This window comes from Prauserella aidingensis, assembly GCF_024171865.1.
Taxonomy (GTDB): domain Bacteria; phylum Actinomycetota; class Actinomycetes; order Mycobacteriales; family Pseudonocardiaceae; genus Prauserella; species Prauserella aidingensis.
Genome location: NZ_JAMTCN010000016.1, coordinates 20,628 through 34,428, shown reverse-complemented (window position 1 = coordinate 34,428; position 13,801 = coordinate 20,628). Strand labels below are relative to the sequence as shown.

Annotated in this window: 14 protein-coding genes; 11 read left to right on the top strand and 3 right to left on the bottom strand. The window is 70.3% G+C overall.

What is annotated here, in order from left to right:
* Nucleotides 1–9 precede the first annotated feature (9 nt).
* On the bottom strand, nucleotides 10–822 hold the full coding sequence (locus LY13_RS16385) for a tryptophan 2,3-dioxygenase (protein ID WP_253829332.1): 813 nt from the start codon (nucleotides 820–822) through the stop codon (nucleotides 10–12).
* Between the two features lie 131 nt (nucleotides 823–953).
* On the opposite strand from LY13_RS16385, the gene LY13_RS16380 reads away from it, so the two are divergent.
* The 3 genes from LY13_RS16380 to LY13_RS16370 all read left to right on the top strand — a co-directional run bounded on the left by LY13_RS16380 (nucleotide 954) and on the right by LY13_RS16370 (nucleotide 4,533).
* A complete protein-coding gene (locus LY13_RS16380; protein ID WP_253829412.1) occupies nucleotides 954–1,388 on the top strand; it encodes an Lrp/AsnC family transcriptional regulator in 435 nt (144 codons plus the stop codon).
* A gap of 169 nt (nucleotides 1,389–1,557) precedes the next feature.
* Nucleotides 1,558–3,150, top strand: a complete 1,593-nt coding sequence (locus LY13_RS16375; RefSeq protein ID WP_253829331.1) for an amidohydrolase — start codon at nucleotides 1,558–1,560, stop codon at nucleotides 3,148–3,150.
* A 123-nt stretch (nucleotides 3,151–3,273) separates the two neighbouring features.
* Nucleotides 3,274–4,533, top strand: a complete 1,260-nt coding sequence (locus LY13_RS16370) for an amidohydrolase family protein (RefSeq protein WP_253829330.1) — start codon at nucleotides 3,274–3,276, stop codon at nucleotides 4,531–4,533.
* A gap of 82 nt (nucleotides 4,534–4,615) precedes the next feature.
* On the opposite strand, the gene LY13_RS16365 is transcribed toward LY13_RS16370, so the two are convergent.
* Complete coding sequence (locus tag LY13_RS16365; protein ID WP_253829329.1) at nucleotides 4,616–5,149, bottom strand: cupin domain-containing protein; 534 nt, start codon at nucleotides 5,147–5,149, stop codon at nucleotides 4,616–4,618.
* A 170-nt stretch (nucleotides 5,150–5,319) separates the two neighbouring features.
* Between LY13_RS16365 and LY13_RS16360 the strand changes: the two genes are divergently transcribed.
* The 8 genes from LY13_RS16360 (at nucleotide 5,320) to LY13_RS16325 (ending at nucleotide 12,780) form a co-directional block, all read left to right on the top strand.
* Nucleotides 5,320–6,933: an ABC transporter substrate-binding protein gene (locus tag LY13_RS16360; RefSeq protein ID WP_253829328.1), complete on the top strand. Its 1,614-nt coding sequence runs from the start codon at nucleotides 5,320–5,322 to the stop codon at nucleotides 6,931–6,933.
* A gap of 26 nt (nucleotides 6,934–6,959) precedes the next feature.
* A complete protein-coding gene (locus LY13_RS16355; RefSeq protein WP_253829327.1) occupies nucleotides 6,960–8,021 on the top strand; it encodes an ABC transporter permease in 1,062 nt (353 codons plus the stop codon).
* Nucleotides 8,018–8,878: an ABC transporter permease gene (locus tag LY13_RS16350; RefSeq protein ID WP_253829326.1), complete on the top strand. Its 861-nt coding sequence runs from the start codon at nucleotides 8,018–8,020 to the stop codon at nucleotides 8,876–8,878. The genes LY13_RS16355 and LY13_RS16350 overlap by 4 nt, the downstream gene beginning before the upstream one ends.
* Nucleotide 8,879: 1 nt before the next feature.
* Complete coding sequence (locus tag LY13_RS16345) at nucleotides 8,880–9,692, top strand: ABC transporter ATP-binding protein (RefSeq protein WP_253829325.1); 813 nt, start codon at nucleotides 8,880–8,882, stop codon at nucleotides 9,690–9,692.
* Nucleotides 9,692–10,642, top strand: a complete 951-nt coding sequence (locus tag LY13_RS16340; protein ID WP_253829324.1) for an ABC transporter ATP-binding protein — start codon at nucleotides 9,692–9,694, stop codon at nucleotides 10,640–10,642. Before LY13_RS16345 ends, LY13_RS16340 begins: the two co-directional genes overlap by 1 nt.
* A complete protein-coding gene (locus tag LY13_RS16335; protein WP_253829323.1) occupies nucleotides 10,639–10,959 on the top strand; it encodes a TIGR04076 family protein in 321 nt (106 codons plus the stop codon). Before LY13_RS16340 ends, LY13_RS16335 begins: the two co-directional genes overlap by 4 nt.
* On the top strand, nucleotides 10,956–11,972 hold the full coding sequence (locus LY13_RS16330; protein ID WP_253829322.1) for an LLM class flavin-dependent oxidoreductase: 1,017 nt from the start codon (nucleotides 10,956–10,958) through the stop codon (nucleotides 11,970–11,972). The genes LY13_RS16335 and LY13_RS16330 overlap by 4 nt, the downstream gene beginning before the upstream one ends.
* A gap of 88 nt (nucleotides 11,973–12,060) precedes the next feature.
* Nucleotides 12,061–12,780 carry an alpha/beta hydrolase gene (locus LY13_RS16325; protein ID WP_253829321.1) on the top strand — a complete coding sequence of 240 codons (720 nt, stop codon included), beginning with the start codon at nucleotides 12,061–12,063 and terminating at the stop codon, nucleotides 12,778–12,780.
* A gap of 82 nt (nucleotides 12,781–12,862) precedes the next feature.
* Here the strand turns inward: LY13_RS16325 and LY13_RS16320 are convergent, their stop codons facing one another.
* On the bottom strand, nucleotides 12,863–13,717 hold the full coding sequence (locus LY13_RS16320) for an alpha/beta fold hydrolase (protein ID WP_253829320.1): 855 nt from the start codon (nucleotides 13,715–13,717) through the stop codon (nucleotides 12,863–12,865).
* Nucleotides 13,718–13,801 lie beyond the last annotated feature (84 nt).

Here is a 13,801-nt window from a genome sequence, read left to right as displayed (position 1 = left end):
GCTCGTTCCTCACACGTGGGTGCGGGCCGACCAGAGCTCCGGGAAGACGACCCGGTTCATGCTCTGCTCCAACCAGCCGATGCCGTTGGTCCCACCGGTTCCGGACTTCGCCCCCATTGCCCGGCGAACCGCGCTGAGATGGCGGTACCGCCACTCGGCGAACTGCTCGGCGACCTCCGTGAGCGCCTCGGCCAGTAGGTGCAGGTGGTTGTCCGGACCCGCGTCGGCGAGCACGTCCGCCCAGGCTGCCTCGACGTCCGGATCCGGTTCGTGCTCGACCGCGTGGTCGCGCTCGAGCAGCGTTGCCGGGATGGCGTAGCCGTGGCGGGCGAGTACGGCGATCGCGTCGTCCCATACGCTCGGCTCGGCCAGGGTCCGCTGCAGTGCGTCGTGTTGTTCGGGGTTGACGCGGTGCGGCCGGGTCAGCGACGCCGTCTTGAGCCCGAGGCGGAATTCCAGGTGACGGTACATCGCGGACTGCATGCCGGACGCGTCGCCGAGGTTGGCGCGGAAGCGGTTGAAGTCGGCGGGCGACATCCAGCGCAGTCCCTGCCAGCTCGCGTTGAGCCCCTCCAGGTGCAGCGCGGCCCGGCGGAGCGGGGCGAGCGAGTCCCAGACCTCGGCGCCCCGCAGCGCGCGTTGCGCCTCGCGGAGCTCGAAGTCGATGAGGTTGAAGTAGAGTTCCATGATCTGGGTGATCATGAGGAACGACATCTCGCCCGGATCGTCGGTCGCCGTCTGTTGTAGACGGTGCAGGGTGCCGGCATGGACGTACCTGTCGTAGGGCACCCTCTCGTATGTCATCCCGGTCGTGGAATCCATGGTGAAGATGCTGCTCGGCGAAGGGCCATCGGCGGAATACCGTCTCGACGGCCTTCCGGGGTTCCTGCCGTCGATTTCCCGGCATATCCTCCCGGTCACTTAACGAACGAGAGGATCACCAGGTGGACAGCATGGACTGGGAGATCCTGCGGGAATTGCAGGACAACGCACGGCTGTCGTTCAGCGAGTTGTCGCGGCGGGTGCACCTGTCGCCGCCCGCGGTCACCGAGCGGGTGCGCAGGCTCGAGGAAACAGGGGTCATCACCGGCTATCACGCACACGTCGACCTCGGCAGCGCCGGCTGGACGGTCGCCGCCTTCATCCACATGAGCTGCCACGGTCCGCGCTGTGTGCTGCGTGACCCCGAGGTCGCCGAATGGCCGGAGGTGCGCGAGGTCCACCGGGTGACCGGTGACATGTGCAGCGTCCTGAAAGTCGCGGCCAAATCGATGGTCGCCTTCGAGGACCTGATCGACCGGTTGGCGGTCTACGGCCGCCCGTCGAGCACGATGGTGCTGTCGACGCCGGTCGACCACACCCGCGTGGTGAGCACCGAGGAGCGGTAGCGGGCAGGCGTCCCGGGTCGCACGTGCCCCGATCCACGTGCCGGGCTCCCGGAGCGGGATTTTACTCGAGCTAAAAAGCGTACATCTTGACTATACATGCGGACACTCGCTCTAATGGGCCGATCGCGAGCTCACCGCTCGCCACGGGTCCGAAATGGAGGGTTCCGGCGTGTCGGTCGACTGGTTGCTCACCGGCGGTGAGGTCGTCTCGTTCGAACCGGACGCTCCCCGCGCGTCCGCACTGGCCGTGGGGGAAGGACGCGTCGTCGCCGTCGGATCCGACGACGAGCTGGCCCGGCTGGCAGGTCCGCGGACCCGGCACACGCGGCTCGACGGGGCGGCTGTGCTGCCCGGCTTCACCGACACGCACATGCACCTCGAGAAGGTGTCCCACGAGTTCTCGATGCTGGCGCTCGGTGATGCCGGCGACGTCGCCGAGGTGTGCGCGCGGATACGGGAGCGCGCGGCCGCGAGCCGTCCGGGCGCCTGGATCCGCTGTCTGGGCGACGCGGGTGGCTGGCACGAACGCAACCTCGCCGAGGGCAGACTCCCGACCCGCGGCGAGCTGGACGCAGCGGCGGGCGAGCATCCCGTCTTCCTGTATCGCAGGCCCGACCACGGCGCACTGAACACCGCGGCTGCGGCGAAGGTCGCGGACCTGCTGGCGGACGCCGCCGCCGGGACCTTCGACCCGCACACCGGCCATCTGGACGGGCCGCTCGTGCGCCTGGTCAACGACGCGCTGTACCGCCCGGGCGTGCACGAGCGCCAAGACCAGCTCGACCTGCTGTCGGCCGCCTCGACGAGACTGCTCGCGATGGGCGTCACGACGGTCGTGGACCCCGGACTCCCCGCGGGGTTCGAGGCCGCGTGGGACCTCTACCGCGCTGCGGCCGGCTCCGGGGCGCTCACCCAGCGGGTCCTGTTGATGAACCGGTTCGACTGGCGGCGCGAGTTCGCCGGCGAACTCGACCGGGTCCGGCGAGGTGCGACGGTGCCGGGCGACGGCGACGACCGGCTCCGCGCCTGGGCGCTCAAACTCGTCCTCGACGGCGAGTTCGCGGGCGCGTGGCTGCGTCCTGCCGAGGAGCCGGGCAGTGAGAGCAACGCCCGCTACACACCGGAGCAGCTGCGGACGGTGCTGCGGCTGGCCGCGGACCGGGGCTGGCCGGTCTGTGTGCACGCGATGGGCGGGGGAGCGATCGCCGCCGTCACGCGGACCGTCCGCGAGCTGCGTGCCGACGGGGCGTCCTTCGCTCGCGGACAGGTGTCGATCGCACACGCGTTCCTGATCGACGATGCCGAGGTCGACGACTGCTCGGAACTCGGCATCGGACTCTCGGTCCAACCCCCGCTCGCCTACACCTACGTCCGTGAGATGCGCGCGGTGTGGGGCGAGTTGGCCGACCGTGCCGTGCCATTCGCCGCGATGGTGCGCCGCGGCGCACGGTTCGCGGGCGGGTCGGACACGCATCCGTGCGATCCGCTCACGGGTGCCGCCATCGCCGTCACCCGTAGAGCCTGGGACGGTTCCGATCTCGGTGACGACGAGGCCCTCACGCCGTGGCAGGCGCTGTCGCTCTACACCCGCGAAGCCGGGCACTACATCGGACGCCCCGACGTCGGGACACTGAGTCCCGGAGCGGTCGCCGACTTCGCCGTGTGGCCCGAGAATCCGCTCGCCTGCGACGCGAAGGAGTGGCCTTCGCTCCGCCCCGCGCTCGTCGCGGTCGACGGACGTCCCGTGTGGCAAGCCGAGTGAGGGATGCCCGCACGGCGTGCACGGACCACCCTGCCCGTACCGCTCACCCTGAGTGCGCCGAACCGCACGGCCGACCCTGCCGGCCGAACCGACCTCGCCGACCGACCTGACAAGGAGCCGTCCATGGCCGCAACCGAGACCGGGTACCTGTTACGTGAGTGCACCGTCGTCGACCCGCTCGCCGACGCGCCGCTCACCGGCGCCGCAGTGTGGATCGAGGGGGAGCGGATCCGGGAGGTGAGCGCCGATCCCGACACGGTGGCGCGGGCGCGCGCCGCGGGTTGTGTCGAGCTGGACCTGGCAGGCTCATACCTCACGCCGGGCCTGATCAACATGCACACGCACTTCTCCCTGTCGCTGCCCGGTGCGCTCGGGGAGCGGGTCGGGCGAATGGGACCGCACGATCTCGCGCTGTACATGGCCGACGGGGCACGGCGCACGCTGCACAGCGGCGTGACGTCGGTGCGGTGCGTGGGGGAGAAGGATCACGCCGACTTCGCCCTGCGCACGGCGGTCGATTCCGGGTTCGTCCCGGGGCCGCGGATTTTCACCGCGGGACGGGCGGTCACGTGCACGGGAGGCCACGGTCACGGGTCGTCGGGCGCACTGGAATGCGACGGGGACACCGAGTTCCGCAGGGGCGTGCGATCGCAGGTGAAGGCCGGCGCGGATCTGATCAAGGTGATGATCTCCGGTGGAATCTCGGGCAGGCACGAGGCGATCGACACGCGACAGGTGACCACGGACGAGCTGGCGGCCGTCATCACCACCGCGCACGAGTGGGGGCGGAAGGTGACGGCCCACGCGGGCCCTTGGCCGGTGATCACCGAAGCCGTGGAACTCGGACTCGACTGCGTCGAACACGGCTACGAGCTGACGTGGGAGCTGGCCGGGCTGATGGCGGACCGGGGCTGCGCGTACGTGCCGACACTGGTCGTGACGCGGTGTAAGGAGTTCTTCGACGAGCTCGGCGTCCCGGAGTGGATGCAACAGCGCTCGCTGGGTGCCGGCGAGCGGCACATGCAGAGCTACGAGTGGGCCCTGGACGCCGGGGTCGACGTGCTGCTCGGCAGCGACATGCCGCCGTTCTGGCGGTTCGAGGGCACGAGTGCGGCCGTGCGGGAACTGGAGCACATGGCCGCGGGCGGACTCGGCGCGCGCGAGGCGCTCCGCTCGGCCACGATCGGACCTGCGCGCTGGCTCGGGGTCGACGACGATCTTGGCTCGGTGACCCCGGGCAAGTATGCGGATCTGCTCGTGCTGGACGAGGATCCACTCGCCGGGACCGCGGCGTTCCGCTCGCTCTCCCTGGTACTCAAAGGCGGCGAGGTGGTCCGCGACGACCGGGCCCGGTCGTCGGCGGCGAAGCGGTCCGTGCCCTGACAGCGGACCCCGGTGGTGTTGCGGGACGCCCGGCAGCACAGACCGGGCGGGCCGTCACAGGCGGGCCGCCCGGAGGGGCGCGTCACGGGTTGGGTGGCGTGACGGACACGACGAACTCGGCGGTCCCGTCCCCGGTGTTCACGTAGCGGTGGGGTGTTCGAGAGTCGAACGTGACGCTCTCACCCGTGGTCAGCGTGTAGGTGTCGGCCCCGATCTCGATCGTGAGGGCGCCGTCGACGACGAGTGTGCACTCGGTGGACGCGTGACCCCAGGGTTCGTCGGACGTTGCCTCGCCGGGTGCGAGCCTGCCGATGAGGACTTCGAGGTCACCGCGTCCGGGGGTGAGCCGGTCGTAGAGCAGGTGTCCGCCGGAGCGGCTTAGCTGCGGCCGGTCGCCGGGCCGTGTGATGTGCACGGGCGGCGCGTCGTCGGAGAACATCTCCGCCAGTGACGTGCCGAACGCGGCGGCGAGCTTGCGGATCGTGGTCAGGCTCGGGTCGGTGGCGCCGTTCTCGATCTGGCTCAGCAGGCCGGGGGAGACCTCGATGCAAGCGGCCAGCTGGCGCAGCGTCAGGTCGTTCTCCTTGCGCAGATCCCGAATCCGATTGCCGAGCACGTGTCGATCGTCCTTTCGCCGGTGCAGCGCTCCGCATGATGCCCAGTCGGAGCAGGTCACTGCTTGTTCTCCGTGCAGTTTACTTAAGCTAAACACTCGTATGTCTTGACTATACCGGGGCGTGCGGGTTTGACTCCGGTGTCTCCTCGGCGAACGTCACGGAGGAAAACATGCCCCGTCGGTTCCGAGCTCCCGCCCACCGCCGCCTGGTCGTGGCCGTATCCCTCGTGTCCGTCGTCGCGTGCGTACTGAGCGCGTGTACGGCAGGCAGGGCCGGCTCGGCGGCGAGGGACAACACACTGGTCGTCGACACATCCTTTGTGTACAAGACGCTCGATCCGGGCAGGGTGTACGAACAGACCGGGTATCTCGTCGTGCACGCACTCTACGAGTCGCTGCTGACGTTCGACGGCGGCGACGTCACCGAGCCGAAGCCCGGCCTCGCCGAATCCTACGAGGTCTCGTCGGATGCCACGCGCTTCACGTTCACTCTTCGCGACGAGGCGACGTTCTCCGACGGCACGTCCGTCACGGCCGAGGACGTCGAGTTCTCGCTCGAGCGGCTCGTGAACCTCAAGGGCAGTGCGTCCGCCTACTTCGAGGGACTCGACGTCGCGGTGCCGGACCGGCGGACGGTCGTCGTCACCTCGGACGAGCCGAATCCCAACGTACCCGTGCTGTTGACTATGCCGGCGGCCTCGATCCTCAACGCGGACGTCGTCACCGACCGCGGCGGCACCTCGGGCGGCGATGCGGCGAGCAAGGATCGGGCCCAGTCCTATCTGGACCGGACGACGGCCGGCAGCGGCCCCTATGTGCTCGAGCGGAACGAACCCGGCGAGCAGGTGGTGCTGACGGTCAACGAGAACTACTGGGGCGATGCACCCGCCTATCCTCGCGTGGTCGTGCGCAACATGGAGGCGCAGAATCAGAAGCTGACGCTCACCCGCTCCTCGAGCCCGGAGATCGCGCTCGACATCGCGGGAACCCTGCTCGACGGGCTGCCACCGGCACTGTCGGTGTCGCAGCAACCCGACACGGCGTACTTCTCGTTCGTCAACACCGACCCCGAGGTGTCACCGGTCGGGGCGCAGCCCGCGTTCGTCCGGGCGATGCGGGCGGCACTCGACTACCCGGGGCTCGCGGATCTGCTGGGAAGCCGCAGCGGCCCCGCGAGGGGACTGATCGCTCCCGCGTACCCGGGAGCGTTGCCCGAGGAAGACAAGCTCGAACAGGACCTGCCGCGGGCCGAGAAGCTGCTCAGCGACGCGGGCATCACCGACCCCGCCATTGAGTTCATCTACCCGGCAATCACCTATCGCGGCGTCGACCTCGGCACGATCGCGACGAAGGTTCAGGGTGACGCGGCGAAGGCGGGGATCACCATCAACCTCCGGCCACTGCCGCTGAACGCGTTCCTCGAGCAGTACCGCGGAGGCGACGCGCAGATGGGCATGACTCCACAGGCGCTGACCTACCCGCGGGCGGATTCGATGGTCCGTGTGATGTCACCGGGCGGAGTCAACGCCGAACGCATGAACTGGACCGACGACAAGGCATCGGCGGCTGTCCGATCGACGACGGCGGACTTCCTTGCCGCGACCACCGACGAGGACCGCACGGCCGCGGTCGAGGCCTGGCAGCACGCGATGCATCGCGACTCGCCGTACGTCCTGCTGGGCAACAACTCCGGCACGGTCGTGAGCACACCCGAGGTGACCGGAGCCGAGTACACGCCCGCGGGCTGGATCGTCGACCTGGCCGTGGTCCGGCCCGCCGGCTGAGCGTGCCGAACCGGGAGGAGACCCGTGTGACCACTGTGGATACCGGCGCACGGCGGCGACCGCGCGTGCCGCCGTTCGTGCGCTACCTCGCGCGCCGGCTCGCCATCGCCGTCGGCCTGTTGCTGGGCTCGACCCTGGTCGGCTTCCTGCTCGTGCAGGCGGTCCCGGGCGATCCCGTCGCGGCGAACCTGTCGGACGAGGCGCTCGGCGATCCGCAGGCGGTGGCGGCCTTCGAGGAGCGATGGGGCCTGGACGAGCCGCTTCCCGTGCAGTACTTGACCTATCTCGCCAACCTGGTGCAGGGCGATTTCGGCATGTCGCAGCACACCGGACGGCCGGTTCTCGAGGACCTACTGGACCACGTGCCCGCGACGCTCGAGATCGCGGTGCCCGCGTTCGTGCTGTCGGTGCTGCTGGGGATCGCCATCGGCATGTTCGCCGCGTTGCGGCACGGCAAGGCCGCCGACCAGGCCGTGCGGGTCGGTTCGCTGCTCGGCCTGTCGACCCCGCCGTTCTGGATGTCGCTGCTGGTGCTGTACCTGTTCTTCTTCGTGCTCGGCCTGTCGCCGGGCGGGGGACGGCTGAGTCCCGAGTTCTCCCCGCCGCCCGCGGTCACCGGCCTGTATCCGGTCGATGCGCTCCTCGCCGGAGAGCCGATGGTGGCCTGGGACGCGGTGCAGCATGCGGCGCTGCCGGTACTCGTGCTGACGCTCATCACGACGGCGACACTGGTGCGGTTCGTCCGTTCCGCATTGCTGGAGGTGCTGCGGAAGGACTACATCACCGCCGCACACGCCAAGGGACTGCCGGCACGCACCGTGCGCTACCGGCATCTGCTGCGCGCCGGTCTCGTCCAGATCATGACGATGGCCGGGCTGACGTTCGCGTCCATGCTCGCGGGCACGGTCCTGATCGAGAGCGTCTTCGCCTGGCCGGGCGTCGGCAACTACGCCTACGCCAGCGCCAGTGCGCTCGACCGGCCCGCGATTCTCGGCGTGACCGTGTTCGTCGCCGCGGCCTACATCCTGATCAACCTGGTCGTGGACCTGCTCTACGGCCTCGCCGACCCGAGGATCCGTCTCTCATGACAGCGACCGTCCTGCCCCGGACCGGGGCCCGCGCGCGACGGCACCGCGTATGGCGCCAGCCCGTCGTGGTCACCGCGCTCGTCGTGCTTGCCGGGTGGCTGGTGGTGGTCGCCTCGGCGGGATGGCTGAGCCCTTACGACCCGCTCGCCCAGAGCGCCGACATCTATGCACCGCCCTCGGCGGCACACCTGTTCGGGACCGACGAGCTCGGCCGCGACGTGCTGAGCCGGGTGCTGCACGGGGCCCGGCTGTCGATCCCGCTGGCACTGGCGATCGTCGCGGGAGCACTGGCCGTGGGTGGCGTCCTCGGCCTGATCGCGGGTTACCTCGGCAAGCTCGCCGACGAGGTGATCATGCGCTTGACCGACCTCGTGTTCGCGTTCCCGCAGATCATCCTCGCGATGGCGGTCACGGCCACGTTCGGCCCGAGCGCGGGCAACGCGGTCCTGGCGCTCATCATCGTGTCGTGGCCGGTGTACGCGCGGGTCATTCGCGGAGCGGTGCTGAGCATCCGCGGGGAGAACTATCTGTCCGCCGCGCGCATGCTCGGGGTCGGTCCGGTCACGGTGCTGCGCCGCGACGTGATCCCGAACAGTGTCGGCCCGGCGATCGTGCTCGCCACCCTGGAGCTCGGCAACGCGGTGCTGCTGCTCGCCGGCCTGTCGTTCCTCGGTCTCGGGCCGCGGCCGCCCGCACCGGAATGGGGCGCGATGGTCGCCCTCGGTGCCAACGACATCAGCATGTGGTGGGTCAGCGTGTTTCCCGGCCTCGCGATCCTGACCGTGGTGCTCGCATGCAACATCCTGGGCGACGCCGCCCGGGACCGGTTCGACCCCAACCTCGTGGGAGGACGCTGACATGAGCGCCGATCCGGATACCGACGAACTGCTCGCCGTGGAGAACCTTGCGGTGCGGCTCCCGGGCCCCGACGGCCCGGTTCCCGTACTCGAGGACGTCTCCCTGAGTGTCCGTCGTGGAGAGATCGTGGGGATCGCGGGCGAGAGCGGTTCGGGCAAGAGCATGACCGCGAGGACGTTGCTCGACCTGTTGCCTACCGGGGCCGAGGTCTCCGGGACGTTGCGCTTCGACGGCGCCGAGCTCGACCACCGCGATCGGAAGGCGATGCACGCCGTGCGCGGTCACGGGATCGCGATGGTGTTCCAGGACCCCACGGCCGCCATGCACCCGATGCTGAGCGTCGGCAGGCAGCTCACCGAGCACATGCGTGTCCACTTGGGACTCACTCGGACGCAGGCGAAGGCCCGGGCTGTCGAACTGCTGGAACAGGTCCGTCTGCCCGATCCGGAAGGCGCGCTGCGATCGTATCCGCACCAGTTCTCGGGCGGTCAGCTGCAGCGCATCGCCATCGCCTCGGCGTTGGCCGCCAGGCCGAGGTTGCTGATCGCGGACGAGCCGACCACGGCGCTCGACGTGACCGTGCAGGCAGGGATCCTCGGCGTCCTCGACTCGCTGCGTTCCGACTTCGACCTGAGCGTCCTGTTCATCACGCACGACCTCGGTGTGCTCGCGTCGCTGGCCTCGCACACGTGCGTCTTCCAGCACGGCCGGGTCGTCGAGTCTGCCCCCACGGCGGACCTGTTGCGCTCGCCCGAGCATCCGTACACGCGTGCGCTGCTGGCCGCACGGACCGATCCGGCGGAGGTGCCGTGATGAGCCTGCTGGAACTGACCGACATCGCCGTGGAGTACCACGCGCCGGGCAGGGACCGCGTCCGTGCCGTGGACGGCGTGTCGCTCGAGGTGCGGCCGGGCGAGATCGTCGGGCTGGTCGGTGAATCGGGATGCGGTAAGTCGTCGTTGGCGCGGGTCGCGGCCGGACTGGCCGCACCGACCGCCGGTGGCGTGCGACTGCACGGGGAGGCGGTGACCCCGCTGGGGAGACGCCAGCGCCGGCGCGCGGAGATCGGCCTGCAGATGGTGTTCCAGAGCCCGTACTCGTCGCTCAACCCGCGGCGGACGGTACTGAGCCAGTTGCTCGACGGTGTTCCGGCCGAGGTCGGCGACCGTGCCGAGCGGCGACGTGATGCGCTGGGCCAGCTCACGCGCGTCGGACTCGACGAGGCGGCCGCGGGGCGGTATCCGCATCAGTTCTCCGGCGGCCAGTTACAACGCATCGCGATCGCCAGGGCGCTGGCGGCGCGGCCGCGGGTACTGGTGGCCGACGAGCCCGTGACCGCGCTGGACGTGTCCTCGCAGGCGCAGGTGGTGGACGTGCTCGCCGAGTTGGTCGAGCAGCTGGAGGTGGGGATGCTGTTCATCTCGCACGATCTCGCGCTCGTACGCAGGCTCGCCGACACGACCGCGGTCATGTACCTCGGCCGGCTCGTGGAGACGGGACCGACCGAGCGGGTGTGGCGGCGGCCGAAACACCCGTACACGCGAGCGCTGATCGACGCGATACCGAGCGCGGATCCGGACGCCGGGCTGCCCCGCGTGCTCAACGGCGAGATCAGCGACCCCGGTGCCGTGCACGACGGGTGCCGGTTCCGGGGCAGGTGCGCGCAGGCGTTCTCCGCCTGCGGGGACGAGCCGGAACTCGCGGGCGACGACCACACGGTCGCCTGCTGGCTGGAGAACGAGGACACGGAGAGGGTGGCATGACGGAACCGGACATGAGCCTGTGGGACCTGCGGGTGACGGTGGAGCGGATCGAAGGACGTTCGGTGTGCGGGATGGAGGTGGGTGACTACTTCGAGCTGACCAACAGCGCGGAGTTACGGGTCCCCGAGGGCAAGCATTTCTGCATGTACGCGCTCCAGGCGGCGCTGCCGTTGCTACCCGCGAAGCAGCGTGACCTGCCCGCGGGAGACTGGCTGGAACGAGATTGCCACGTCGCGTGTCCGGATCCGGAGGAACGCCTGGTGATGCGGGTCGACCGCACGCGCCGGTGCGAGCTGGACTCCGGCGAGCTGACATGAGCGATGTGGAGATCGGGCTCGGGTTGCAGAGCAACCTGTCGCTGCCGGAGTACACGAGACTGGCGACGGCGGCCGAGTCCTACGGCATCGACGTGCTCAGCGTGTTCGCGGATCTGCTGTTCCAGCCCCCGTTGCCCGCGCTGCTGGAGATGGCGCGGGTGACCGAGCGGGTACGGCTCGGCGCCGCGTGCTGGAACCCGTACTCGATGCACCCGTACGAGATCGCGGGCCAGCTCGCGGCGCTCGACTCGGCGTCCGGTGGCCGGGGGTACCTGGGGGTGGCGCGAGGGACGTGGCTCGGCGACATCGGGCTCACCCAGCCTCGGCCGCTGGCGCACCTGCGCGAGGCCGTCGAGTTCGTGTACCGGTTGCTCGCCGGGGACGGCTCGGGTTTCCGGGGGGAGGTCTTCCGGCTGGAACCCGGCGTCGCGTTGCGGTACGACACCCACCGGTCCGATCCACCGTTGCTGATCGGGGCGTGGGGACCGCGGGCCGTCGCGATGGCGGGCACGATCGCGCAGGAGATCAAGATCGGTGGCACGGCGAATCCCGCGATGCTGCCGGTGATGCGCGCCCGGCTCGAGCCGGGCGAACGGGAGGCCGGTCGCGAACCCGGCGCGGTGCGGATCGTCGTCGGTGCCGTCACCGTCGTCGACCTCGACGGAGCGGCGGCACGCCGGCGCGCCCGCGAGGAGGTCGCGATGTACCTCGGTGTCGTCGGCGAGTTCGACCCGACCGTCGAGGTGCCGCCGGAGCTGCTGGGCGAGATCAAGGCCCGGGTCGCGGTGGGCGACCACGACGGGGCAGGCGCCCTGATCCCGGACGAGCTGCTGGACCTGTTCGCGTTCTCGGGAACGCCCGAACAGGTGGCAGCGCAGGCACAGCGGCTCATCGACGCAGGTGTGGGACGTGTCGAGTTCGGCACCCCGCAGGGCCTCGATACGTTGCGGGGGATCGAGTTGATCGGCAGCAGGGTGCTGCCCGCACTCGACCTGTCTCCCGGCCGCCGATGACGGCGACCGTGGCGGTACCGGCGGGACGGCCGTGTTCGGTGGCAGGCTGTGATGGCCGGGCAGGGATGTTCGGTAGGAGGAGGCTGTGATGGGCCGTGCCGTGTTGACCCGACCGGCGCCCGAACCCGATTGGACGTTGCGCTACGGCGACGCGCCCGATCATGTCGCGGATGCCTGGTTTCCCGCGACGCCGCGGTATCCGCTGTTGGTGTTCGTCCACGGTGGATACTGGACGCCGACCTACGACCGGGCACACACCCGTCCGCTCGCGGCTGCGCTCCGCGAGGAGGGTTGGCCGGTGGTGTCGGTCGAGTACCGCAGGGTGCCGGGGGAACCGGATGACCTGGTCGGCGACGTCGGTTCCGCACTGGCCGAACTGCCCGCGCAGCTGGGTGCCCGTGAGGTGGTGCTGGCCGGTCATTCGGCAGGCGGGCACCTCGCGTTGTGGGCGGCGTCGGCGTGTCCGCCCGCGGGCCTGCTGGGGACGGTGCCGCTCGCGCCCGTGGCGGACCTGATGCTCGCGCACCGGCTCGGGCTGGGGGACGGTGCCGTGGAGACGTTCCTCGGTGGCGCGCCGGACGAGCGCCCCGACCTCGACCCGGTGCGGATGGCGGTGCCGGAGACCCCGGTGACGATCGTGCACGGGGCCGAGGATCGGCTTCCGGTCTCGGTCAGCGAGTCGTATGTGGACCGCAATCCGGCTGCGAAACTGATCGTGGTTCCTGATGCGGCCCATTTCGAAGTGATCGACCCGCTCAGTGGGGCATGGCCCGTGGTGACGGCCCAGCTGGTCGGCCTGGCCGGGTAGAGGCCGCTGCCACCGGTGTCCGGTCGGCCGCTGCGCGTGGTCCAGCACGGACCAGGACCACGCACGGCGAACAGCTCGGGTGTCAGGCGTCTTCGGCCGCGAGGATCGTGCGCAGGGCCGTGACCAGGGACAACGGCCGGTCCAGCATCGGGTGGTGCCCCGCGTCGGGCAGGTCGACCAGTACGCTGCCGGGCCGCAACAGGGACCGGATCTCGCGGGCCATCTCCGGCGGGACGAGCCCGTGCTCGGTCCGGATGTACGAGGTCGGCCGGTCGATCCGGGGCAGGATGCCGCGCAACGGCGTGTGCGGGACCTTCAGGGTAGGGTCGAACTTCCACGTCCAGCCGCCGTCGACCTCCCGCACGGATTCCTCGGCGATGTGCCTGCGGATGTAGGGCAGCAGCACGTCCTGGGGCGGCAGCGTGCGGAACCGGCCGAGGATCGTCTCCCGGTCCGGGTACACGCGGACGGGCCTGGCCTGCCGGTCCTCCGGCGGCTGGTCGTTGAGTGGCGAATCGACGATCGTCAGGCCGGTGAGCCGGTCGCCGAACGCGGCGCCGGTCTGCGCGGTCACCCAGCCGCCCATGCTGTGCCCGACGACGTGGAACGGCCCGTCGATCCCGCCGGCCTCGGCGGCGGCGACGACCTCCCGTGCCCACAGCGTGATGTCGTAGGCGTCCCGGGCGGCGCTGTCGCCGTGACCGGACAGATCCACGGCCACGACCCGCCGGTGCTGCGCGAGCAGCGGCGCGATGTGATCCCACCATCCGGAATGGGCCGACCCACCGTGCACGAGGACCACCCCGGGCTCGGCCTCGGCGCCCCAGCAGCGCAGGTGGACCTTGCCGTCGTCGACGGTCGCGTCACGGTGTTCGGGCCGCTGGGCCAGCGCGGTGCGGAACCACGACGGCGCCTCGGCATCACTGTCGACATCCATCGCATCGAATCTAACCGGCGGCGCCTGCGACCGGTCACGTCGGGAGTCGGGAGTCACGTCTGGAGCCGCCGGGGTGGGAGGCGG